The organism is Nostoc sp. ChiSLP03a (assembly GCF_034531215.2).
In the GTDB taxonomy this organism is placed as follows: domain Bacteria; phylum Cyanobacteriota; class Cyanobacteriia; order Cyanobacteriales; family Nostocaceae; genus Nostoc.
On record NZ_JAVRBQ020000170.1, the window covers coordinates 1 to 24,069 of the forward strand.

Here is a 24,069-nt window from a genome sequence, read left to right on the forward strand (position 1 = left end):
TTTATCTGGATTCGCGGAAAACCCCATCCGTCTGTACGGTGGGGATGGATAGCGGTCTACGGAGTGGAGCGCAGTAGACAATCATTCTTTCCCGCCTGATTGCTCTTTAATATAATCTTTAACTATTTCTAGTGGCGCTCCGCCACATGAAACTACGCATTTAGAGTCATGCCATAGTTTAACTTTTTCGCCCCAATAAAACTTACCTATTTCTGATTTGTATTGTTGTCTTAAAATCCTGCTAGAAGCTGATTTAAGTGAAGCCATTAAATCAGAAATATTGTTGTCTGGATGTAGGCTGATAAGCAAATGTACGTGGTCAGGCTCTCCATTAAATTCCTCAAGGATGCACTGATTAGCAGTCAATACCCGCACAAAAATAGGCTCTATATCTGCAAGCATGGCTTTTGTAAAAACTAACCTACGAAACTTAGTTACAAAAACCATGTGTAGATGAATATCAAAAACTACGTGCGCTCCTTTCCTTAAACTATTTCTAGTCACTTCGAGTCAACTCTATAATCTATGGTATAGTAATGAGAGTAACACAATCGCATAATTCGACTGATGCTGTATGGTTGCCAACAAATACTATTAAATCCTGATGACGATCTAAAAGCAATCTTAGAGTATTTGTGTAGTGAAGCAACAAAACTCTCTAATTGCGGAACGTACTATGCCCGCCAATTTTACTTTAAAACGGGTAAAATCCCTAGCAAGTTTGATTTAAATAATGAGCTATCTAACAATATTCATTTTGCCGCAATGTACTCTCAAGCAGCACAACAATGCTTGATGAGTGTAGCAGAGTCATTTAAATCATTTGTGGGACTACTCAAAGGGATAAAAAACGGGACTGTAACGCAAAAACCTAAGCTTCCAGGATATCGAGATGGCGGATTAAGCTTAGTAACCTATCCGGCTCAAGCCATAAAACTGGATCTTCAAGGCTTACGTTTCCCGTTGGGTAGCAAGGTTAAAGCATGGTTTGGAATAGCCGAATTTTACTTCCCGATGCCCTCGAATCTTGATCATAAACAAATTAGAGAGTATCGAATTCTCCCTAGAAATGGTGAATTCTATTTGGAGCTTGTTTACAAACTTTCGACCATTCAATCTGATGTAGATTTTAACAAAGTCATTGGCATAGACCCAGGACTCAATAACTGGTTAACAATAGTAAGCAATGTTGGTACATCAATGATAGTCGATGGCTTGCACCTCAAAAGTTTGAACCAGTGGTATAACAAACGAGTGTCTGTCCTTAAAGAGAATCAACCACAAGGTTTTTGGTCTAAACAGTTAGCTCTCATCACCGAAAAACGCAACAGGCAAGTTAGGGATGCAGTCAATAAAGCGGCTCGACTGATATTGAATCACTGCCTTGAGAATAAGATAGGAACAATCGTTTTTGGCTGGAATGAAGGTCAGCGCCAAAATATAAATCTTGGCAGCAAGACCAATCAAAAGTTTGTGCAAATTCCTACTGCTAGGTTGAAAAATAGAATCGCTCAACTCTGTCAACAATACGGGTTAAGGTTTGAGGAAACTGAAGAAAGTTACACAAGCATTGCGAGTTTTTTGGACTCTGATTTGCTACCTACATTCGGCGCAAAACCTGAAGGGTGGCAAGAGTCTGGTAAACGAGTTAAGCGTGGTTTGTACCGTTCGGCGAATGGTACAAAAATAAATGCTGATGCTAATGGGGCATCTAACATTCTAAGAAAAGTAGCGGTGAAGCTTGGGCTAGACCTAAGTGGAATCAGTAGGGGTGCATTGATAGCACCTTTGAGAATCCGTTTCTGGATTGCTTAAGAATCCCCATCCGCCTACGCGGTGGGGAGTATCAAATATTTAAGGCTACGCCATAGGTCAGCTAGTTTTACTAAACTCAGTACCTCGGCTTAAAGTCCTGAGTCCTGAGTAAATTAAGACTTACTTAGTACTTATGTACTCGGTAAAAGCCCCGCCCTTATGGGCGGAATCCTTTTCTCAGGAGAAGGTAGATACCCCGACGCCACTTGACGCCAGTCCGCTCAAGTCGGGAGACCCTTCCTGTGCGGCTGGCTCCTTTATGCAGGGTTTTCCGTCCACCGCAGTGGCTCCCCCTCATGGGCGGTTTTTTAACTCGCTTGCCGAGGCACTCAGCACTTTTCATGCCACTTTCATGCGAACGGGTTGTAGCAACTTTTCTGGAGAAGCTTTTCACAAGTTTCTAGGAGAAGAAAACCCTCTCCCAGAAACTACTGTCGGCAATGCCCGACTTGTGGACGCTTAAAGGGTGGTTGAAGACAGGATAGCAAATAGTGTGCGTTAGCGTCGCTTACCGTAAGTATCGCTATCCAAACTTTAATTTATAAGAAAAAATTAAGCTTTCCAAATCACTCTTCTTGCTGAACTCGGCGTCGGACTGAATCAGCATGGGAAGGTAAACCTTCTGCTGTTGCTAGCACATCAATAGCACCAGCCACATTTTGCAGTGCGGTTTGGGAGTATTGAATAATACTGGAGTGTTTAAGGAAAGTTTCAACACCCAATGCTGAAGCATAGCGGGCAGCACCAGAAGTTGGCAAGGTATGATTAGGGCCTGCCAAATAGTCTCCTACAGCTTCTGGTGTTGAGTAACCCAAAAATATTGCCCCAGCGTGGCGAATCTGTGGTAAGAGTGCCCAAGGGTCTTTGACTTCTAATTCCAGGTGTTCGGGGGCAAATTCATTTGAGAGTTCTGCTGCGGCTTGGAGCGATTCCACAACGATAATCAAGCCGTAGTGAGCGATCGCTTTTTCTGTGTCTATTCGCCGTGGATGATCGACTAGCTGTCTTTCCAAAGCTAATTGCACGTTTTTCGCCAAAGCAGCATCTGTCGTCAGCAAAATTGCTGCTGCCATTGGATCGTGTTCGGCTTGGGCTAGCAAGTCAGCAGCTACATGTACTGGATTTGCGGTTTCATCAGCAATTACCAGCACTTCGCTAGGACCTGCCAAAGAATCAATACCGACGGTGCCATAGACTAGCTTTTTCGCTAGGGTGACATAAATGTTACCAGGTCCAGTAATCACATTCACTTTCGGAATTGTTTCTGTACCATAAGCTAAAGCGGCGATCGCTTGTGCGCCCCCAATCCGATAAATTTCTTGCACTCCTGCTTCTTGGGCAGCTACCAAGACTGCTGGGTTAATAGCACCCCCTGGACCTGGTGGTGTTACCATCACCACGTGCGGTACAGCAGCAACATGAGCCGGAATTGCATTCATTAGCACTGTACTGGGATAGGCGGCACGACCACCAGGCACATACAACCCGGCTCGGTCTACAGGAGTGTAGCGTTTGCCCAGTACTACTTCATCATCACCAAAGTGTACCCAGCTTTTTGGTACTCGCTGACGATGAAACGCTTCAATTTGGCGGCAAGCTAGCCGAACTGCACTCAACAACTCTTTTGATACCTGTTGATAGGCTGCATCCAATTCCGAGCCTGTAACTCGGAGTTCTTCTGCTTTGAGGGTTTGTTTGTCAAATTCATCCGTATAATGCAATACAGCTTTGTCGCCTTGGCGCTTTACTGCTTGCAAAATTTCCCGCACCGTTGCTTCTTTGTGAAGTACCTGTTCGTCATGGGTGCGATCGCAGATCCGTTGTAGTTCTGCTCTAACGTCTGCCTGCTGAGTAATAATTCGCAGCATGGAGTAAGGACAATGCCAAAATTATAATATTGCCACCTGAGATTTAGTATTGCTCTTGACCCACTGGGGTGTGCAAGCTGACTCTAATTCTCTTCTCTAGCTTAACCTGGATTTTTTTGATACTCTCAAGGCTACCAGCGTATAGTTTGCTTGAGAAGGCGACTTCATTGCTCAATCCGACAAGCCTAGACTGGCTAGCGGTAGGAAGCAGGTGTGCCATTTCCCACTCCCCTTACACCCTTTCCCTCAATCCTTGGGGGATGCAGATGGTATGTTTACACATCCAATCCCCCTGAATTTATAGGGGTTAAGGTTTGAGTATAATTTTTACTTATTTCCCTAACTTTTACTAGTTTAATGTGTGTACAGGCACGATATATCGGTTCTATACTTGACAACCTTTGAGATTTAGCTCTTTACAGTTCCTGCCTCTAAACAATACATTTGGTTTACGGACAAATTATATTTATTGGCAATCACATTGCTTAGTCAGGTTGTGATGAGTTAGGGTAAAATTTATTTAGATGTATTTTAGTTTAACGCATTTCCTCAATTGACGAAATACTGAATTGGCGAGTAGAGACTATAAAACTAATAATATTGACGATCTTCATTCATGCCCAATACCTAATTCCATAATTTTTTTAGGAAATTATAACATTGGCAATTTGGATGCTATATTAGTAAGTCTAGTAGTGTGTGTACATAATTAATAATCGTATTTTTGGAATTGACTGTGGCGAATACAAAGTCTGCTCTCAAGCGTGCCCAAATCGCAGAACGTAACCGACTGCGTAATAAATCTTACAAATCAGCAGTTAAGACGCTGATGAAGAAATACCTCAATGCTGTAGCTGCTTATACAGCTAATCCTACCGCAGAATTAAAACAAGAAGCGCAGGCTAGGTTATCCGAGGCTTATGGCAAAATTGATAAGGCGATCAAACGAGGTGTTCTTCACCCAAACAATGGGGCAAGAAAAAAATCAAGATTGGCTCACAAACTAAAACCCATCACACAAACAGCTGAGTAGTCATTGGTAATTTGTCCTTAGTCATTAGTCATTGATAACAAAACAAACGACAAATGACGAAGGACAAACAACATAGACGCGCCAGCAGCTTCCCGCAGGGTAGGACAAAAGATGCAACTGATAGACACGCACGTACATCTTAACTTTGATAGTTTTCAGCCGGATTTAGCAATAGTGCGCTCGCGGTGGCAAGAAGCAGGTGTGGTGCGTTTAGTGCATTCCTGTGTTCACCCAGAGGAGTTTTCCAGTATTCAATCCATAGCCCAAGAGTTTCCCGAAATTAGTTTTGCTGTGGGATTACATCCTTTAGATGCTGATAAATGGAATAGCGATACAACTGAGAAAATCAAAACTTTAGCGAGTTCTGACTCAAATGTGGTAGCAATTGGAGAAATGGGGCTGGATTTTTACAAAGCTGATAACCATGAGCAACAGTATTTGGTGTTTGAGTCCCAGTTGGCGATCGCATCTGAACTAAACTTACCAGTGATTATCCACTGCCGTGATGCTGCCGTGGAAACCAAAGAAGTGTTGCAAAAATGGCGGCAACTCAAAGGAGAAAGAGTACGGGGTGTGATGCATTGCTGGGGAGGAACACCTGAAGAAACTCAATGGTTTCTCGATTTAGGCTTTTATATCAGCTTTAGTGGAACAGTGACATTCAAAAACGCCAAAGCGATCCAATCTTCTGCGGCGATGGTGAGTAGCGATCGCCTACTGATTGAAACAGACTGCCCATTTCTCGCTCCAGTTCCGAAACGGGGCGAGAGGCGCAACGAGCCTGCCTACGTACTTTATGTAGCCGAGCAAGTAGCTAAACTGCGTCAGGAATCGGTAGAGGCGATCGCCCATCAAACCACCCAAAATGCTTGTGAATTATTCGGTCTGTCAATATCAAGTGTGTCCTAGTATCTTTTGTTAAGTTGTGTAAAAAAAATAAAACTATAGGTAGACAAAAATATGCTAACATTATGGCCTCAAAAAGATTTTGCTTGCGCCATAATAATAGAGGAAGGAGCATAAAACTTCTCATCTTAATTTTCCATACTGTTATGGCTTGCCCATCCTCAAAATCTCTACAAGCGGATGCTCTCCACGCATTACTAACCTTACCAACCTAAATTGAGCTAGACTTTTGCACAACATCGGTTTAGTGTGTATTGAACCTATTCAAAATCGTTAAACAAAAATTGCCTTGTGAGTATAATCCAGCAAAATGAAGTGATTCTGATTCAAAATCGACAAGGTGCGGATCGTTCCCTCAGTCTTAGGATATCTAAGATATCACTAAGATTATCAACAGCGGGGTGGATTTAAAACACACTGTGTAGAGCGGCGTCAGCGAATTAACGCGCTTTTTGGAGGGGAAGTGAAGAAAGTAAATCAAGTTCAGGAATATTTTAACTGGATATTCTTTTTGAAATGGGCATTGGGAAGCCAGTGCGTTGAGTGGCTTTGGCGACTTGTACCGCTTCGAGGAAGTAAGCTACGCATAGCGTCTGTGACTAGACAAGCAACTGGCGTCATTCGGTATGAGATGCAGGAGGAAAAGAATTTCAGCAAGTTTTTCCCCGATCCCGTAGTACCAAGTGCCCATTACTTAGTCCCTATTAGGGGTGATTGCTTCCTTGTCAAAATTGCTCATTCCAGCCAGATTTAATCGCTGCGGTCTACACCTATAAATCACAAGTGTGTAAGAAAAAGTTCCCAAACAACTAAGGACATTGGCTAGCAGTGGGAAGCGTCAAACAGCAGTGTCCAAGGGAAAATTGTACCAGGTTGACAAAGGAAGAGGCATGACTAAAGAAACATATATGGAACCCGCCTTTCTGTTGCCCGACTTGATTGAAATTCAGCGCTCAAGCTTTCGCTGGTTTTTAGAAGAAGGGCTGATAGAAGAACTGAACTCCTTTAGTCCTATTACAGATTATACGGGTAAATTAGAACTGCACTTTTTGGGTCATAACTACAAACTCAAGGAGCCAAAGTACAGCGTCGAAGAAGCCAAACGGCGGGATAGTACTTATGCTGTCCAAATGTATGTTCCCACACGTTTAATTAATAAAGAAACCGGGGAAATCAAAGAACAAGAGGTATTCATTGGTGATTTGCCTTTGATGACCGATCGCGGCACGTTTATTATTAACGGAGCCGAGCGGGTAATTGTTAACCAAATAGTGCGATCGCCAGGTGTCTATTACAAATCAGAAATAGACAAAAACGGGCGACGCACTTATTCTGCCAGTCTTATTCCCAACCGGGGAGCATGGCTGAAATTTGAAACAGACCGTAACGATTTGGTGTGGGTACGTATTGACAAAACCCGCAAATTGAGCGCGCAGGTACTCCTAAAAGCTTTAGGTTTATCAGACAACGAAATTTTCGATGCCTTACGCCACCCCGAATATTTCCAAAAGACCATTGAAAAAGAAGGGCAATTTTCTGAAGAAGAAGCCCTAATGGAGTTATATCGCAAACTCCGTCCTGGTGAACCACCCACAGTCTTAGGCGGACAACAACTTTTAGACTCCCGTTTCTTTGACCCGAAACGTTATGACCTTGGTCGCGTTGGACGATATAAACTGAACAAAAAATTGCGCCTTTCTGTCCCAGATACCATGCGCGTGCTGACTCCTGGCGATATTTTGGCAGCTGTAGATTACCTGATCAACCTCGAATATGACATTGGCAACATTGACGACATCGATCATTTAGGCAATCGACGGGTGAGAAGCGTCGGTGAATTGCTGCAAAACCAAGTAAGAGTTGGCTTAAATCGCCTAGAGAGAATCATTCGGGAGCGGATGACGGTATCCGATGCCGAAGTGTTAACTCCCGCTTCCTTGGTAAACCCCAAACCATTGGTAGCAGCAATTAAAGAATTCTTTGGTTCGAGCCAGTTAAGTCAGTTCATGGATCAAACCAATCCTCTGGCAGAACTGACTCACAAACGCCGTTTGAGTGCCCTAGGCCCTGGTGGTTTAACCCGCGAACGCGCAGGATTTGCAGTGCGAGATATACATCCTAGTCACTATGGACGCATTTGCCCCATTGAGACACCAGAAGGGCCAAACGCCGGATTGATTGGCTCCTTGGCAACCCATGCGCGGGTTAACCTGTACGGCTTCCTCGAAACACCATTTAGACCTGTAGAAAATGGGCGAGTTAGATTCGATCTACCTCCAGCCTACATGACAGCCGATGAAGAAGACGACCTACGGGTTGCTCCTGGAGACATTCCTGTAGATGAAACGGGGCACATTATTGGGCCACAAGTGCCAGTCCGGTATCGCCAAGAATTTTCCACCACAACCCCAGAACAGGTGGATTACGTAGCAGTATCTCCCGTACAGATTGTGTCGGTAGCAACCAGCATGATTCCTTTCTTGGAGCATGATGACGCTAACCGAGCGCTGATGGGATCGAACATGCAACGGCAAGCAGTCCCCCTACTCAAACCAGAGCGTCCTTTGGTGGGTACTGGTTTGGAAGCCCAAGGAGCAAGAGACTCTGGGATGGTGATTGTATCGCGCACCGATGGCGATGTCACTTATGTAGATGCTACAGAAATTCGCGTCCGTCCGAAACCTAACACCCCCGAAATTAAATACGTCCTTTCCAAGTACCAACGTTCCAACCAAGACACCTGTTTAAACCAAAAACCTCTTGTCCGCATTGGGGAAAAGGTAGTCGCAGGTCAGGTATTGGCTGATGGCTCCTCCACCGAAGGCGGTGAATTGGCGCTAGGACAAAATATAGTCGTTGCCTATATGCCTTGGGAAGGGTACAACTACGAAGATGCAATTTTAATCTCTGAAAGACTGGTGCAAGATGATGTCTACACCTCAATTCACATTGAAAAATATGAAATTGAAGCTAGACAAACCAAACTCGGGCCAGAAGAAATTACCAGAGAAATTCCCAACGTCGGGGAAGATGCCTTGCGTCAGTTGGACGAACAAGGAATCATTCGCATTGGGGCATGGGTAGAAGCTGGTGATATCTTGGTAGGAAAAGTTACACCAAAAGGTGAATCTGACCAACCGCCAGAAGAAAAACTCTTACGTGCCATCTTTGGTGAGAAAGCACGGGATGTGCGAGACAATTCCCTACGAGTACCAAACGGTGAAAAAGGCCGCGTAGTTGATGTGCGCTTGTTTACTCGCGAACAAGGTGATGAACTGCCGCCAGGAGCCAATATGGTAGTCCGGGTGTATGTTGCGCAAAAACGCAAAATCCAAGTTGGCGATAAAATGGCAGGACGCCACGGTAATAAAGGGATTATTTCTCGGATATTACCAGCAGAAGATATGCCTTATTTGCCCGATGGAACACCTGTGGACATTGTACTCAACCCCTTGGGCGTACCCAGTCGGATGAACGTCGGACAAGTATTTGAGTGCCTGTTGGGTTGGGCTGGTCAGACCTTGGGAGTGCGTTTTAAGATTACTCCCTTTGACGAAATGTACGGGGAAGAGTCATCTCGCCGAATCGTGCATGGCAAATTGCAAGAAGCACGAGACGAAACAGGCAAAGACTGGGTATATAACCCAGATAATCCAGGCAAAATCATGGTGTATGACGGTCGTACAGGCGAACCCTTTGACCGAGCAATTACCATCGGTGTGGCTTACATGCTGAAACTGGTGCATTTGGTGGATGATAAGATCCACGCCCGTTCCACAGGCCCATACTCACTAGTGACTCAGCAACCCTTGGGTGGTAAAGCACAACAAGGTGGTCAAAGATTTGGAGAAATGGAAGTGTGGGCATTAGAAGCCTTTGGGGCAGCTTACACCTTACAGGAATTGCTCACAGTTAAATCTGACGATATGCAAGGACGGAATGAAGCGTTAAATGCGATCGTTAAGGGTAAGGCAATTCCTCGACCTGGAACTCCAGAATCCTTTAAGGTGCTAATGCGTGAGCTGCAATCATTGGGGTTAGATATTGCCGTACACAAGGTAGAAACTCAAGCAGACGGCAGTTCCCTAGATGTGGAAGTCGATTTGATGGCAGACCAATCAGCCCGTCGCACACCTCCTCGACCAACTTATGAATCTCTTTCTCGCGAATCGCTAGAAGACGACGAATAATCAATAGTCATTAGTCCTTAGTTCTTTGTCATTAGCAAAAGACTAAGGACTAATGACCAATGACCAATGACTAATGACTAATGACTAAATATGAGACCTGCCCAAACTAATCAGTTTGACTACGTAAAAATCGGCTTGGCTTCCCCTGAACGCATTCGTCAGTGGGGCGAGAGAACATTGCCTAATGGTCAGGTAGTTGGTGAAGTTACCAAACCAGAGACGATTAACTACCGAACTCTCAAGCCAGAGATGGATGGCTTATTTTGTGAGCGCATCTTTGGCCCCGCAAAAGATTGGGAATGCCATTGTGGTAAGTATAAAAGAGTTCGTCACAGAGGTATTGTTTGTGAGCGCTGTGGGGTAGAAGTCACCGAGTCACGCGTGCGTCGCCACCGCATGGGCTATATTAAACTCGCCGCACCAGTAGCTCATGTTTGGTATCTCAAAGGCATTCCTAGCTATATTTCCATCTTGTTAGATATGCCCTTACGGGATGTCGAGCAGATTGTTTATTTCAACTCTTATGTTGTCCTAAGTCCTGGTAATGCCGAAACTTTAACTTACAAACAACTACTGAGTGAAGATCAGTGGTTGGAAATAGAAGACCAAATTTATAGCGAAGATTCAGTGCTGCAAGGCGTAGAGGTGGGCATTGGTGCTGAAGCGCTGTTGCGTTTGCTTGCCGATATCAATTTAGAACAAGAAGCCGAAAGCCTACGCGAAGAAATTGGCAACGCCAAAGGGCAAAAAAGAGCCAAGCTAATTAAGCGACTGCGGGTAATTGACAACTTCATCGCTACTGGTTCCAAACCAGAGTGGATGGTAATGGCAGTTATTCCCGTGATTCCCCCCGACTTGCGCCCAATGGTGCAACTAGATGGCGGACGGTTTGCCACGAGTGATTTAAATGATTTGTATCGGCGGGTAATTAACCGTAATAATCGTTTAGCACGCTTGCAAGAAATTTTAGCACCTGAGATTATTGTGCGAAACGAAAAGCGGATGCTGCAAGAAGCAGTGGATGCTTTGATTGACAATGGTCGTCGGGGACGCACTGTGGTCGGGGCAAATAACCGACCCCTAAAATCTTTGTCCGACATTATTGAGGGTAAGCAAGGACGTTTCCGACAAAACTTGTTAGGTAAACGAGTTGACTACTCTGGACGTTCGGTTATTGTGGTCGGGCCAAAACTGAAAATTCACCAGTGCGGTTTGCCTAGAGAAATGGCAATTGAGCTATTTCAACCATTTGTGATTAACCGCCTGATTCGTAGCGGGATGGTAAATAACATCAAAGCCGCGAAAAAGCTGATATCCCGCAACGATCCCAGTGTTTGGGATGTCTTAGAAGAGGTGATTGAAGGACACCCTGTGATGCTAAACAGGGCGCCAACACTGCACCGCTTGGGGATTCAGTCTTTTGAACCAATTTTAGTAGAAGGTAGAGCGATTCAACTTCATCCTCTCGTCTGTCCAGCCTTTAACGCCGACTTTGACGGCGACCAAATGGCGGTACACGTCCCACTATCGTTAGAAAGTCAGGCTGAAGCGCGGTTATTGATGTTGGCTTCTAATAATATTTTGTCACCAGCCACAGGTAAACCGATCATCACGCCTAGCCAAGACATGGTTTTAGGGGCGTATTACTTAACAGCAGAAAATCCCGGTGCAACAAAAGGCGCAGGAAAGTACTTTTCTTCACTAGAGGATGTAATTATGGCTTTCCAGCAGGAGCAAGTTGACTTGCACGCCTATATATATGTGCGGTTTGACGGTGAAATAGAATCAGACCAACCGGATACAGAACCCGTGAAAATGACGGAAAACGAAGATGGTACCCGCACATTACTCTATAAGTTTCGTCGAGTCAGACAAGACGCTAAAGGCAATGTAATTTCTCAGTATATATATACCACTCCTGGTCGCGTTATTTACAATAATGCTATTCAGGAAGCACTAGCAAGTTAATTCGTAATCTCTAATTCGTAATTCGTAATTATTGAAGAATTAATTACGAATTACGAACTACGAATTACGAATTATTAATTATTGATGACCGACATTCCTTGATGGTACAAGCCCCTAGATTCATCTATGGAGTTAATCTAAAATCTAAAATCTAAAATTCCCAAGCCCCTAGATTTATCTATGGGGTCAATCCAAAATCCAAAATCTAAAATCCAAAATTGTCTGACTCAGGACTAATGACTAATGACTAACGAAAAAATGATTTTTCGCAATCGGGTGGTTGATAAAGGTCAACTGAGAAATTTAATTTCTTGGGCCTTTACATATTATGGTACGGCGCGAACCGCAGTAATGGCGGACAAACTAAAAGATTTAGGATTTCGCTACGCTACCAAAGCAGGGGTTTCCATCAGTGTAGATGATTTGATGGTGCCACCAACTAAGCGATTGCTCTTAGAAGCAGCCGAAGAAGAAATTCGCGCCACTGAAACCCGTTACCAACGGGGAGAAATCACCGAAGTAGAACGTTTCCAAAAGGTAATCGATACTTGGAATGGTACTAGTGAAGCTTTGAAAGATGAAGTAGTAGTTCATTTCAAGAAGACTAATCCCTTAAACTCCGTATACATGATGGCATTCTCTGGGGCACGGGGTAACATCTCTCAAGTGCGGCAGTTGGTGGGGATGCGGGGATTGATGGCAGATCCCCAAGGGGAAATTATCGATTTGCCGATTAAAACCAACTTCCGTGAAGGACTCACTGTGACGGAATACATTATTTCGTCTTACGGTGCCAGAAAAGGATTGGTGGATACTGCGTTGCGGACGGCTGACTCTGGTTATCTAACGCGCCGATTGGTGGACGTATCCCAGGATGTAATTATTCGGGAATTTGACTGTGGCACCACTAGAGGTCTTGCGATTCAACCAATGACAGAAGGGGCCAAAACTTTGATTCCTCTAGCAACCCGCTTGATGGGACGGGTAATTGGTGAAGATGTGGTGCATCCGGTAACAAAAGAAGTGATTGCAGCACGTAATACCCCAATTTCTGAGGATTTGGCCAAGAAAATTGAAAAATCTGGGGTGAGAGAAGTTGTGGTGCGATCGCCCCTAACTTGTGAAGCCGCACGTTCTGTCTGTCAACACTGCTACGGCTGGAGTTTGGCACACGCCAAAATGGTAGATTTGGGCGAAGCTGTGGGGATTATTGCTGCCCAAAGTATCGGCGAACCTGGTACTCAGTTAACCATGCGGACATTCCACACAGGTGGGGTGTTTACTGGAGAAGTGGCGCAACAAGTTCGTTCTAAAATCGATGGGACTGTTAAGCTTCCCCGCAAACTGAAGACCAGAACATATCGTACCCGCCACGGGGAAGATGCCCTTTATATTGAGGCTAATGGCATCATGCTTTTGGAGCCAACAAAAGTAGGTGATGTTACCCCAGAGAACCAAGAAGTTCACCTTACCCAAGGTTCAACACTATATGTATTTGATGGAAATAAAGTAAAACAAGGTCAGTTGTTGGCAGAGGTTGCCCTTGGTGGACGCACAACTCGGACTAATACAGAAAAAGCAGTTAAAGATGTAGCCTCTGACCTAGCAGGGGAAGTGCAATTTGCCGAAGTTGTTCCAGAACAAAAAACCGATCGTCAAGGCAATACCACAACCACAGCCGCACGCGGGGGCTTGATTTGGATTTTGTCTGGGGAAGTTTACAACTTGCCGCCTGGTGCAGAATTGGTGGTTAAAAATGGTGATGCGATCGCTTCTAATGGAGTTTTAGCAGAAACCAAGTTAACCAGTTTGCATGGCGGTGTGGTGCGCTTGCCAGAAGCTACCCCAGGTAAGAGTACTAGGGAAATTGAAATTATCACCGCTTCTGTGGTCTTAGACCAAGCAACGGTGACAGTCCAAAGTTCCCAAGGTCGCAATAACTACTTAGTTTCTACTGGCAACAACCAGGTATTTAATCTCCGAGCTACGCCAGGCACAAAAGTGCAAAATGGTCAAGTGGTAGCTGAGTTAATTGATGACCGCTATCGCACAACCACTGGTGGATTCCTGAAATTTGCAGGTGTCGAAGTCCAGAAAAAAGGCAAAGCCAAGCTGGGTTATGAAGTGGTGCAGGGCGGTACACTGTTGTGGATTCCCGAAGAAAGCCACGAAGTTAATAAAGATATCTCCTTGCTGTTGGTGGAGGACGGTCAGTTTGTCGAAGCTGGCACCGAAGTAGTGAAAGATATCTTCTGCCAAAACAGTGGTGTGATAGAAGTGACCCAGAAAAACGACATCCTGCGAGAAGTGGTGGTGAAACCAGGGGAACTACTGATGGTGGACGATCCCGAATCAGTTATCGGGCGAGATAACACCTTCATCCAACCAGGTGAGGAATTCCAAGGCAATGTCGCTACAGAATTGCGCTATATCCAGTATGTAGAGACACCAGAAGGACCCGCCCTGTTGAGCCGTCCAGTAGTTGAATTTGCCGTCCCTGATAATCCAGATGTGCCATCAACTACATCGGTAAGTCAACAAACTGGGCGATCGATTCAATTAAGAGCGGTGCAGCGACTACCTTATAAAGATTCAGAACGCGTCAAATCTGTTGAAGGTGTGGAACTGCTGCGAACCCAGCTAGTGCTGGAAATTGAGCAAGAAGGGGAACAAGATCATAATGCTTCGCCCTTAGCAGCAGATATTGAATTAGTAGAGGATACCGAAGACCCAGAAGTTCAACGTTTACAACTAGTGATTTTGGAATCCTTGGTAATTCGTCGAGACATTACCGCCGATGCCACCCAAGGTAGTACCCAGACAACACTTGAGGTACACGATGGGTTAACCATCGCCCCAGGTTCTGTGGTCGCACGTACCCAAATCTTGTGTAAAGAAGGCGGGGAAGTACGAGGTGTTCAAAAAGGAACCGAAAACGTTCGTCGCTGTTTGGTGTTGCGCGACGCTGACAGACTTCCCATTAATACTAGTACTCAGCCAAAAGTAAAAGTGGGTGATTTGCTAGTAGAAGGTACAGAAGTTGCTCCTGGAGTTTTTGCCCCAGAATCAGGACAAGTAGTGGACGTTAAAAAGTTAGGAGTTAAGAGTGAGGAGTTAGGAGTTAATTCCGAAACTCCTAACTCCTCACTTCAAACTCAAAACTACGTTGTTACTACCCGTATCGGTCGCCCTTATCGAGTCAGCCCTGGTGCTGTGTTGCAGATAGAAGACGGTGATTTGGTACAACGGGGTGATAACTTGGTGTTGCTAGTGTTTGAACGCGCCAAAACCGGAGATATCATTCAAGGTTTGCCTCGGATTGAGGAATTACTTGAAGCTCGTAAACCCAAAGAAGCGTGCATCTTATGTCGGCGGGGCGGAGAAGTTAAGGTGGTTTACGGTGACGGTGATGAAGCGATCGCCATCAAGGTTGTAGAATCAAATGGCGTGGTGACAGATTATCCTCTGGGACCCGGACAAAATTTGATTGTGCCAGATGGCTCGACAGTATTAGCAGGACAACCGTTGACTGATGGCCCATCCAATCCCCATGAAATTTTGGAAATCTTCTTTAGCTTGGGTTCTGAAGATGGAATCTATGCTTGTGCTAGCCTTGCTTTACAGAAGGTACAAACCTTCTTAGTGAATGAAGTGCAAATGGTGTACCAATCTCAAGGGATTGATATTTCCGATAAGCACATTGAAGTAATTGTTCGCCAGATGACCAACAAAGTCAGGATTGATGATGGTGGTGACACCACAATGCTTCCTGGCGAATTGGTGGAACTGCGCCAAGTCGAGCAGGTGAACGAAGCTATGGCAATTACAGGCGGTGCTAGGGCACAGTACACTCCAGTATTATTAGGGATCACCAAAGCATCGTTGAACACGGACAGCTTTATTTCCGCCGCGTCCTTCCAAGAGACAACACGGGTACTCACCGAAGCAGCTATCGAAGGTAAATCTGACTGGCTGCGCGGATTAAAGGAAAACGTGATTATCGGGCGATTGATTCCGGCTGGTACTGGATATAATACCTATGAAGAACCAGGAGCGATCGATGACTATGCTGCTGAAATTACCAGTAGTGTGTTAGATGAAGTTGACGATCCCCTAGATATGGTCTTAGACGATCGCACAGCTCGCAACTATAATTTAGATTCTCCTACTCTTGGAGAATCTGGCTTTGGCAGCAGACGTGCAGAAAGGTCAATTCTAGATGAAGAAGACGAATTAATTGCTGACGAAGTAGTAGACGACGACGATTACGAGGAAGAAGAGGAAGACGACGAAGATGATTTCGACGACGAATAAAGACTTGAAATTTCGCGTCTAAAAGGTAAAAGGTAATATCGAGTTTGCTCAATTACCAATAATCAAATTACCTCAGCTATGCTAGCGCACCCCTTGCCAAGGGGCGCGCTAGTTCCAGTTTTACCCCTAACGAGCAAGTCGTTATATTCAATTAAAATAAGCGATCGCAATGAATAGACTGAAATTTTCTGTTTCACAGAGTCTAGTCATTTACATCGCTTAAAATCTTGTATTTAGTCCTCTTGAGAAGACTTTAGCTATTAGCTTGAGAATTTCTTTCCAACCAGGATAGCAACGAACTGAATAATTGAAAAGATGTTGGGAATCATAACCCTAGAAAAATAGGGGATTAAGCATTAGCTGTTATTTTGAATTTCATCTAACTTAGCACGCACTGCTTGGATATCCTGCCACATCAACCATTTTGGCGCACCTCTTTCTTTAGAAGGATTACGCAGCAAGTAAGAAGGATGAAAAATTGGCATACATAAACGCCCTTCCCACTCTAGCCACTGGCCGCGAATTTTTGTAATCCCCCGCTTATCACCAGTGATTCCTTTGACAGCAGTTGCACCCGTTAACAGAATTATTTTGGGGTCAACTAAGCGAATTTGTTCTAGTAAGTAGGGTAAACAAGCTGCCACTTCTACAGGAGTGGGAACTCTATTATCTGGTGGGCGACATTTATTGATATTGGCAATATATACATCATGCTCAGTAGTCAGATTCACCGATGCCAAAATTTTCTCTAGCAATTGTCCCGATCTGCCTACAAATGGTAAACCCGTTTCATCTTCATTTTGACCTGGCGCTTCTCCCACAACCATAATTGGTGCTTTGAGATTGCCACGTCCGACAACAGCATGAGTGCGAGTGTCTCCCAACGCACAACGGTGGCAGCGATCGCAATGCTGTGTCAACTCCGTTATATCAGAATAAGTTCCGGGAGCGATCGGAATTTTCGCGTCTGTAGGAATCAGTTCTCGTTGATTAAAAGTTGAGTCGTCAAAGAGGCTGAGTTGGGTTTCGCTGCTCATGAAAATCAGGATTTTGGCATCAGCGTTAGCTGTTATATCTGAGTTAAATAGCCTTTTGGTTGCATATTTCTCAGAACAATAAACTTTTGCTGAATACTTAATTATTTATACAAATCTTATTGTATCAGTTAATTTGAGACAAAATTCAGTCATGATAAAAGCAGTGCCGTCTTAAGATGCTGGGGGAAACCATGTCACATACCCCACTTTTCGCCGATCGTACCCATGCAGGTGAGTTATTGGCGCGAGTAATTCATGATGTTTTGATTCAGCAAACTATTGATTCTGGGGTAAAGCCTGTACCAATTGTTTATGCTTTGCCAAGAGGAGGTGTACCAGTAGCAGCACCAATAGCACGTCTTTTAGATTGTCCGTTGACAATTGTTGTGGCAAAAAAGATCAGCCATCCAGAAAATCCAGAATTAGCAATTGGTGCAGTGACTACTTCTGGAAATATTCTTTGGGCCGATCAAAAGCTATTTCGCTGCAAAAATGATGCGCGGTGGCGAGAAATAGCTTTAAATAAAGCAATAAACCTTGCTAAGTCTCTTGAGGCTCAATTAATTCCTGCTTGTCCGCAAGTGAATGCAGAAAATGCTACGCTCATCTTAGTTGATGATGGCATTGCTACAGGTATGACAATAGCGGTAGCAGCAACTGCTATGAGAGCGTTTTCTCCAGCAGCAGTTTGGCTATGTACTCCAGTAGCGCCACAAAAATTGCTACCTTGGTTAGAACAGTGGGGCGATCGCACAATAGTCTTAGAAACACCCGAACCCTTCTGGAGTGTGAGTAATTTTTACGCAGAATTTCCCCAAGTAGATACACTAGAAGTTCTCGTATATCTCCAACAACAAAAGACAATCGGGGGAATTGATCTGTGCGAGTAATTTTGAATTGTTTTCCAATCTTACTTTTTAACTATTTGAAGATGTTCACTGCTGATATTGCATAGCTTTGGCATAATCACCCAACGCGTAGCAAGCAACTTTCAGACTGGCAAGAGCTTGTTCTTCACTGCGACGATCTTTGATATTTCTAGCTAACAGCAAACGTTCTTCATAATATGTAATTGCTTTGTTATAGTCACCCAAAGCTTCACAAGCAACTCCTAAACTACTTAAAGACTGTTCCTCACTACGCTTGTCTTGAATTTGTCTAGCTAATTGCAATCGATCTTCATAATACTTAATTGCTTTGGTATAATCACCTAAAGCATAACAAGCATTGCCCAGATTCTTTAGCACCTGAGAAGCACTGCGGACATTTTTTAATGAGCGTGATAGTACTACACACTGCTCATAATAAGCGATCGCTTTTGGGTAATTGTTCAAAGCATACCAAGCATTACCTAAATTCTTGAGTACTTGTTCTTCGCCCCAATGATCTTTGAGTTCCCGCACAATCTCTAGACTTTGCTGTTGATACTCGATAGCCTGTGTAAAATTACCTAAAGCTTTATACACCAATCCCAAATTATTGAGTGCCGCGACTTGACTGCGTTTGTCTTGCAACTGTTGCGTTATTTTCAAACATTTTTCTAGAAACTCAATAGCCTTGTTATGATCGCTCAAATGACGGTATGCATTTCCTAAATGGGAAAGTGCTTGCATCTGCAATGCTAAATCTGAGGTGTTATTAAGCAAAGACAGACACTGTTGGGAGTAAGAGATAGCACCTTTGTAGTCTCCAGCACTGTAAGTTACCAATCCTAAAAAAGAAAGTACCTGTGCCTGTTTTTCTAAATCGCCAACTGCCTGAAACAGCCCCAAGGATTGTTGTAAAGACTTCATAGCCGTTATTAATTCGCCACCTTGCTGCTGTTGAATTCCTTGCCTTAGTAGCTTGGACGCTTCTGACAAATGGTCATCACTTTCTTGTAGAGGTATTATTTCTGCTTGTGAACCAGAGTCAAATTCATGAGTAATTGTATTACGCTTCACTGGTTTTAGGTATGTTATGGGTAATTGCAAGGGAACTGTATTTTTCGATCTGGTTATTCCATTCGCTTTTAGACATCAACTTCTTCCTGTGAAGTCTGGTGCTAAATCTAGTGTTCCCAAAACCAGGGCGCATCTTTCATCAGTCCGCTTTACCACAGCATAAGTTTAGGACAGGTAAGAGTTTATATAGCGATCGCTAACTAAGACTTTTAGATTTCTGCTCGTGAAGAGTAATAACTATATAGCAATCTTAGAGCGTTTGCGATCGTCTCTATTTGTTATCTATTCGTGTTCTCTACGTCTGGAGTATTTTGATTAAAAAACTATTTTTGACAAGTTTATTTAATAGTTTTATTATCAATATCTTTCCTGTATGTATGGTGCAGAATATCCCGCACCTCCATTAAAATTTTTCCTAGCATATTTTTACCACTCCCATCGGCTCCGCAACCCCAGTAAAAATCGATAGGCGAGTTTTCAACAATTTCTACATTGTTTGTAGAAAGTAAAATATCTCTAATATCTGTATGAGTTTGAAATTTGCACAGCACAGCTTGCCGCATGATGTCATCTTTAACCTGTTCCCAATCTTGGTGGCGTAAGGGGCGCGTTCTCTCACGCCCCATTCTTGCTGCATCTTTAGGTGTTTTAACTAGGCGGATTTGTTCTACATGAGGTGTACCCACAAACTTTTGCGCCTGAAAGTAGTGTTCGCTAGTTGACCAATACAATCCATCTAATTCAAAGCCGTGAGACGAAAAGTTAGAGAAACAGCCATACTCTTCACGAGTACTATAAAAATAAATTGTCATAAAATTTGATAAATTTTTGATTTTACTAAATTTTTTATAAAACAGATGATTTATTTTCTGTTGATTCAATAAATGCCTCAAACTGACCATTAGGAGTCCATTGAATAGCCCCATCTCGCCCTGTAAAGAACAGTTTAGTTTTGCTTTGATTCAGTTCAGATAAAGTTGTTGGATCGAAATTGACAGAAGAAGCGATCGCTACTTGTGGTTGTAAAGTAATCACTAAATCTTTTAATGACTCAGGGGCACACCAAAGCACTTGCGGGCGAGGCAAACTTCCATTTTTAACTAGTTGCTGTACCTCTTTAGATTTCACATTACCTACTAATAGCCAATTTTGATCTAAAATTTGCAATTGTAAAATTGGTAATTGGTCGTTGATTAATTGCGCTACTATCGAGCCAGCTTTCACAGATTGACCAACTCCCAAAGTTTGATAAATTCCTTGATGTTTTTGTAGTTCCTGTTGAATAGCCTGAGTTGTAATAGAATTATCTGTTTGAGGTGAATATTCATAAAAATTATTGATTGGTAAACGTTGCATTAATTCAAACCAAGCATTACTTTCGTTACCTTGAAAATCAGTTGCGATCGCCCAATTTATTTGATTTACACCCTGCTGTTGTAAAAAGGGTAAAATTGTAAAACGTCCTGTACCTTCATCGCCACTGTTAATGACAGTTACAGTACCTCGATCTTGAACGATTACAATTGGTTCTGTCCCCGATTCTAAGACTGTTATCCTAAACAATGTATTTTTATAATGCCAAAGTGGAATGAATACTAAACCAATTGCAATCATATTAGCAAACCACCACCGCCTTTGCCACCAACGCACTAGCCAGACCAATATAATTAGTATATAAATCGCCAAAAGCTGCCAAGTAGATATACTGCCCACCGCAACAGAATTTCCAGGCAAATTGCTAAAAAAATCTACTAGTTTAATTAACCAATCAGTAGGATAATGTAATACACCTGCCAGGAAGCTTCCTGCGTCAGTCCAAATTAAACCTACTAACGCACTGATGATTCCACCTATACTAATGATCGAAATTAATGGAGTACTAATCACATTCAGCAACAGGCTATAAGATGGTACAACTCCAAAAACAAAAAGTTGCACAGGTAAAGTCCAAATAGTGGCAGCTAGGGGAACAGCAATCAAAGCAGCGATCGCAGGTGGTAGCCATGCTAGGCGATTGACTAATGCGGGTACTGTTACAACTAATCCTAATGTTGCTAAAAAACTCAATTGAAAACCTAAATCCCAAATCCATAGAGGATTAAACACTAATAGCAGAGTTGCTGCTAATAGCAATGACCCGAACTGTTTTACCTTCCTTTTTAATAGTAGACCCACTAACGCCGCAAAACCCATAATTACGGCTCTGAGAACCGCAGGTTGAAACCCTGTTAAACTCAGAAAAATGATTAAAGCCAAAAACCCAAGGGTAAATTGCGTTGCTTTTTTTGCCCGTTTCGTTAACTGTAAAATCACACTCAAGATCAAAGAAGTTTGGAACCCAGAAGCTGCTAAAGCATGAGCTAATCCTGCTTGTACAAATAAGTCGCGGATATCGTAGGGTAAATCAACAGCTTTGCTACCTAAAACCATTGCGCTGACAAGAGGTCCTTCAGGAATACCCAACCAACGAACTTGCGATCGCACAATTCGCTCCCGAATTTGCCACCATCCCCATTTACGTTCTGGTTCCAAAACATTTATTTGTCGCCCAATTAGACCGGCAAACGTTCCTTCTTGCTTGAGAAACTTCTGAAAATCGAAACCACCAGGATTGGAAGCCGTCTTTGGTTTGTACAAAATCCCAGTCACGGCAATTTGTTGACTAGGGTACAACCCAGTAGCCTGAAGTATAGGGACTGTCACATACAATTTGCCTGTAACCCCTTGTGGGACACCTGCTGAACCTTTATTATTTTTAACTTCATCTAACTGAGTCGTTTCCAGCCAAAATTGTCCTCGTTGACTGCGAGTTAAGCGGGGATTACTTGCCACTTCGCCGCGTACAATCACAAGTTGTTCTTGATTGCTGCTATTTCCAGGCGGGACAAACTGACTAATATCTTTTGCACCCGGTTGTGGTATTCGCCATTGAAAATATAGAGTTGCCAATAATCCCACCAAGCCAGCAGCTAGCCATATTCGAGGATGGGGAGTACTTTGCCAAGTATTGGGTACTGCCTTATTTTTGCTTCCAGCATTTTCTGGTTTCTGAGCAAATTGCTGTAGCGTAGTGCGTCTTCTAAAAATAATTGCTCCTACTATCCCTAGAACTAAAATCCCCACACCACCCCAAGGAACTGCTGTAAGCAGCAAGCCAAAAATGTAGCTGAGACAAATAATTACACCACTGGTTTGAATCATAAGATTTTTGTAAAAGCACCTGGCAATCCGAATTTGCAGATGGTTTAAATATAGATAGGGCAGTAATAAAGAAAAATCGGCGTTGCTGAATTTGGTTATGAAATTCAAAAATAAAATATTCCAAACTCTTATTATCAGTGCTTAGAGCACCTCTGCGTGAGCTTTTTATCTCTTTAAATCAGCAACAGCGAAAAGTTTTTATGCTTGTGGTGAGTATAGTCGATCAAGTTTATATAAACAAAGCCCGCACAGGCGGGCCTTATACTTATAGCTTTAATGTTCAACGCTCAAGATTTAATGGTATTTCCGATCTTTAGCAATAGCCACATCATCAAGATATACTTAGCTTAGAGAATGCAAAATCAAGAGTTTGCTAACCTGCGGAGGCAGGTTTTGTTTGTGTAGCCGCGACTTCTAGTCGCCCAGACGAGTAATAAAGTTAGACTTTACAAACATCATCTTACTAGGTATATAAGTACCTGGGTGGTCTATATTATTTGATACATAAACTATTCTACCGAAACAATGAAAGTATTACCCAAAGGACATAAGAGATAATTGGAATCAAAAACAGCCAATCAATAATATATTGATAACGAGATTTAACTGTAGACTCTGAAACAGCTTGTACTAAGACTGGCTGTGAAAGAATTTCGTGCACAACTGGCTGTAAAACAGGTGGCTGTATGACTGGTTTTAAATTTTTGAGCAAAGGAAAACCCAACTTCTCCCTTTGTTCAACATATAAATGAGCTACCTTCCTAGCCAAATGCCTAATCCTGGCAATATAGCGAGTTCTTTCCGTCACCGAAATCACACCTCTAGCATCCAGCAGATTGAATGTGTGCGAACACTTCATTACATAATCTAAGCTAGGCAATACCAGTCCTCGCTCCGTCAATTGCGTAGCTTCTTGCTCATACAAATTAAATAATGTCAGTAGCAACTCAGGATTTGATGCTTCAAAGTTGTATGTACACTGCTCAATTTCACTTTGCAGGAAAACATCTCCATAAGTAGTGTTGTCTGTCCACTGTATCTTTGTGAATGCTTCTACTTGTTGGAGATACATTGTCAATCGCTCTAACCCATAAGTTATCTCAATCGACACCGGACGGCAATCAATTCCTCCACACTGTTGAAAGTAAGTAAATTGAGTAACTTCCATACCATCTAACCATACTTCCCACCCAGTGCCCCAAGCTCCCACAGTTGCATCTTCCCAGTTATCTTCTACAAACCGAATATCATGGTCTTCAGGACAGATACCTAAAGCCCTTAACGAATCAAGATAAATTTCCTGAATATTATCTGGCGAAGGCTTAATCAGAACTTGGTACTGATAATAGTGTTGAAAACGGTTAGGGTTTTCACCATACCGTCCATCTGTAGGGCGACGACAAGGCTCAACATAAGCAACAGCCCAAGGTTCCGGCCCCAATGCTCTTAAAAAAGTCTGGGGATTCTTAGTACCAGCCCCCTTTTCAATATCGTAGGGCTGGGCAATAAGACAACCGCGCGTGCCCCAAAAATGATGCAATAAACTTATTACCGACTGAAAATTCACGCTTGTTCTATCCTTAGTCAACACAGTGCATAAACCATTGTTGCCTAGAACACGGCACTGTGGACAGTTTCAGGAGACGCAGAAGCAGTCCAAAAATAATTTGGGAAAAATAGTTGACACGAGGAAGTAGGTTCGCTATATTGAATAAGTGCTTGAAGCGGAGCGAGAAAGAGCGACGCTTGAAGGACACCGAACCTTGAAAATATTATAGTTTGAAAGCGATTATA

At 43.3% G+C, this 24,069-nt stretch carries 16 protein-coding genes and 1 pseudogene; 9 read left to right on the top strand and 8 right to left on the bottom strand.

The features are described 5' to 3' along the window. Positions 1 to 81: 81 nt before the first annotated feature. Complete coding sequence (gene tnpA / locus RMY32_RS28730) at positions 82 to 504, bottom strand: IS200/IS605 family transposase (RefSeq protein ID WP_322712993.1); 423 nt, start codon at positions 502 to 504, stop codon at positions 82 to 84. Positions 505 to 567: 63 nt separating this feature from the next. On the opposite strand from tnpA, the gene RMY32_RS28735 reads away from it, so the two are divergent. Both RMY32_RS28735 and RMY32_RS28740 read left to right on the top strand, forming a co-directional pair. Then, positions 568 to 1,815 (top strand): transposase, encoded by a 1,248-nt coding sequence (locus RMY32_RS28735; RefSeq protein ID WP_322712994.1) that lies wholly within the window; start codon positions 568 to 570, stop codon positions 1,813 to 1,815. Positions 1,816 to 2,074: 259 nt separating this feature from the next. Then, positions 2,075 to 2,278, top strand: a complete 204-nt coding sequence (locus RMY32_RS28740; protein WP_322712996.1) for a hypothetical protein — start codon at positions 2,075 to 2,077, stop codon at positions 2,276 to 2,278. A gap of 103 nt (positions 2,279 to 2,381) precedes the next feature. On the opposite strand, the gene hisD is transcribed toward RMY32_RS28740, so the two are convergent. Further along, complete coding sequence (hisD, locus tag RMY32_RS28745) at positions 2,382 to 3,683, bottom strand: histidinol dehydrogenase (protein WP_322712998.1); 1,302 nt, start codon at positions 3,681 to 3,683, stop codon at positions 2,382 to 2,384. A gap of 43 nt (positions 3,684 to 3,726) precedes the next feature. Further along, positions 3,727 to 3,903, bottom strand: a complete 177-nt coding sequence (locus RMY32_RS28750) for a hypothetical protein (protein ID WP_322712999.1) — start codon at positions 3,901 to 3,903, stop codon at positions 3,727 to 3,729. 516 nt (positions 3,904 to 4,419) lie between these two features. Between RMY32_RS28750 and rpsT the strand changes: the two genes are divergently transcribed. The 6 genes from rpsT (at position 4,420) to RMY32_RS28780 (ending at position 16,094) form a co-directional block, all read left to right on the top strand. After that, positions 4,420 to 4,716, top strand: a complete 297-nt coding sequence (rpsT, locus tag RMY32_RS28755; RefSeq protein WP_322693499.1) for a 30S ribosomal protein S20 — start codon at positions 4,420 to 4,422, stop codon at positions 4,714 to 4,716. A gap of 111 nt (positions 4,717 to 4,827) precedes the next feature. Next, a complete protein-coding gene (locus tag RMY32_RS28760; RefSeq protein WP_322713001.1) occupies positions 4,828 to 5,625 on the top strand; it encodes a TatD family hydrolase in 798 nt (265 codons plus the stop codon). Positions 5,626 to 6,085: 460 nt separating this feature from the next. After that, positions 6,086 to 6,376 carry a hypothetical protein gene (locus RMY32_RS28765; RefSeq protein ID WP_322713002.1) on the top strand — a complete coding sequence of 97 codons (291 nt, stop codon included), beginning with the start codon at positions 6,086 to 6,088 and terminating at the stop codon, positions 6,374 to 6,376. 136 nt (positions 6,377 to 6,512) lie between these two features. Further along, positions 6,513 to 9,812 (top strand): DNA-directed RNA polymerase subunit beta, encoded by a 3,300-nt coding sequence (gene rpoB, locus RMY32_RS28770; protein WP_322693496.1) that lies wholly within the window; start codon positions 6,513 to 6,515, stop codon positions 9,810 to 9,812. A 90-nt stretch (positions 9,813 to 9,902) separates the two neighbouring features. Further along, positions 9,903 to 11,780, top strand: a complete 1,878-nt coding sequence (locus RMY32_RS28775) for a DNA-directed RNA polymerase subunit gamma (protein WP_322713003.1) — start codon at positions 9,903 to 9,905, stop codon at positions 11,778 to 11,780. A 243-nt stretch (positions 11,781 to 12,023) separates the two neighbouring features. Then, positions 12,024 to 16,094, top strand: a complete 4,071-nt coding sequence (locus RMY32_RS28780; protein ID WP_322713005.1) for a DNA-directed RNA polymerase subunit beta'' — start codon at positions 12,024 to 12,026, stop codon at positions 16,092 to 16,094. Positions 16,095 to 16,450: 356 nt separating this feature from the next. On the opposite strand, the gene RMY32_RS28785 is transcribed toward RMY32_RS28780, so the two are convergent. Continuing rightward, positions 16,451 to 17,131 (bottom strand): uracil-DNA glycosylase, encoded by a 681-nt coding sequence (locus RMY32_RS28785; protein ID WP_322674424.1) that lies wholly within the window; start codon positions 17,129 to 17,131, stop codon positions 16,451 to 16,453. 191 nt (positions 17,132 to 17,322) lie between these two features. On the opposite strand from RMY32_RS28785, the gene RMY32_RS28790 reads away from it, so the two are divergent. Continuing rightward, positions 17,323 to 18,021: a phosphoribosyltransferase gene (locus RMY32_RS28790; protein WP_322713007.1), complete on the top strand. Its 699-nt coding sequence runs from the start codon at positions 17,323 to 17,325 to the stop codon at positions 18,019 to 18,021. 45 nt (positions 18,022 to 18,066) lie between these two features. On the opposite strand, the gene RMY32_RS28795 is transcribed toward RMY32_RS28790, so the two are convergent. The 4 genes and pseudogenes from RMY32_RS28795 to glyQ all read right to left on the bottom strand — a co-directional run. Beyond that, complete coding sequence (locus RMY32_RS28795; protein WP_322713009.1) at positions 18,067 to 19,074, bottom strand: tetratricopeptide repeat protein; 1,008 nt, start codon at positions 19,072 to 19,074, stop codon at positions 18,067 to 18,069. Positions 19,075 to 19,412: 338 nt separating this feature from the next. Continuing rightward, the gene (locus RMY32_RS28800) at positions 19,413 to 19,886 is read right to left on the bottom strand and encodes an NADAR family protein (protein WP_322713010.1); all 474 of its coding nucleotides are present in this window, start codon (positions 19,884 to 19,886) and stop codon (positions 19,413 to 19,415) included. Between the two features lie 34 nt (positions 19,887 to 19,920). Beyond that, positions 19,921 to 22,275, bottom strand: coding sequence for a ComEC/Rec2 family competence protein (locus RMY32_RS28805; protein WP_322713013.1), 2,355 nt, complete (start codon positions 22,273 to 22,275; stop codon positions 19,921 to 19,923). Between the two features lie 697 nt (positions 22,276 to 22,972). Then, positions 22,973 to 23,842, bottom strand: a pseudogene (gene glyQ, locus RMY32_RS28810) (glycine--tRNA ligase subunit alpha); the annotation flags it as partial. Between the last annotated feature and the right edge of the window lie 227 nt (positions 23,843 to 24,069).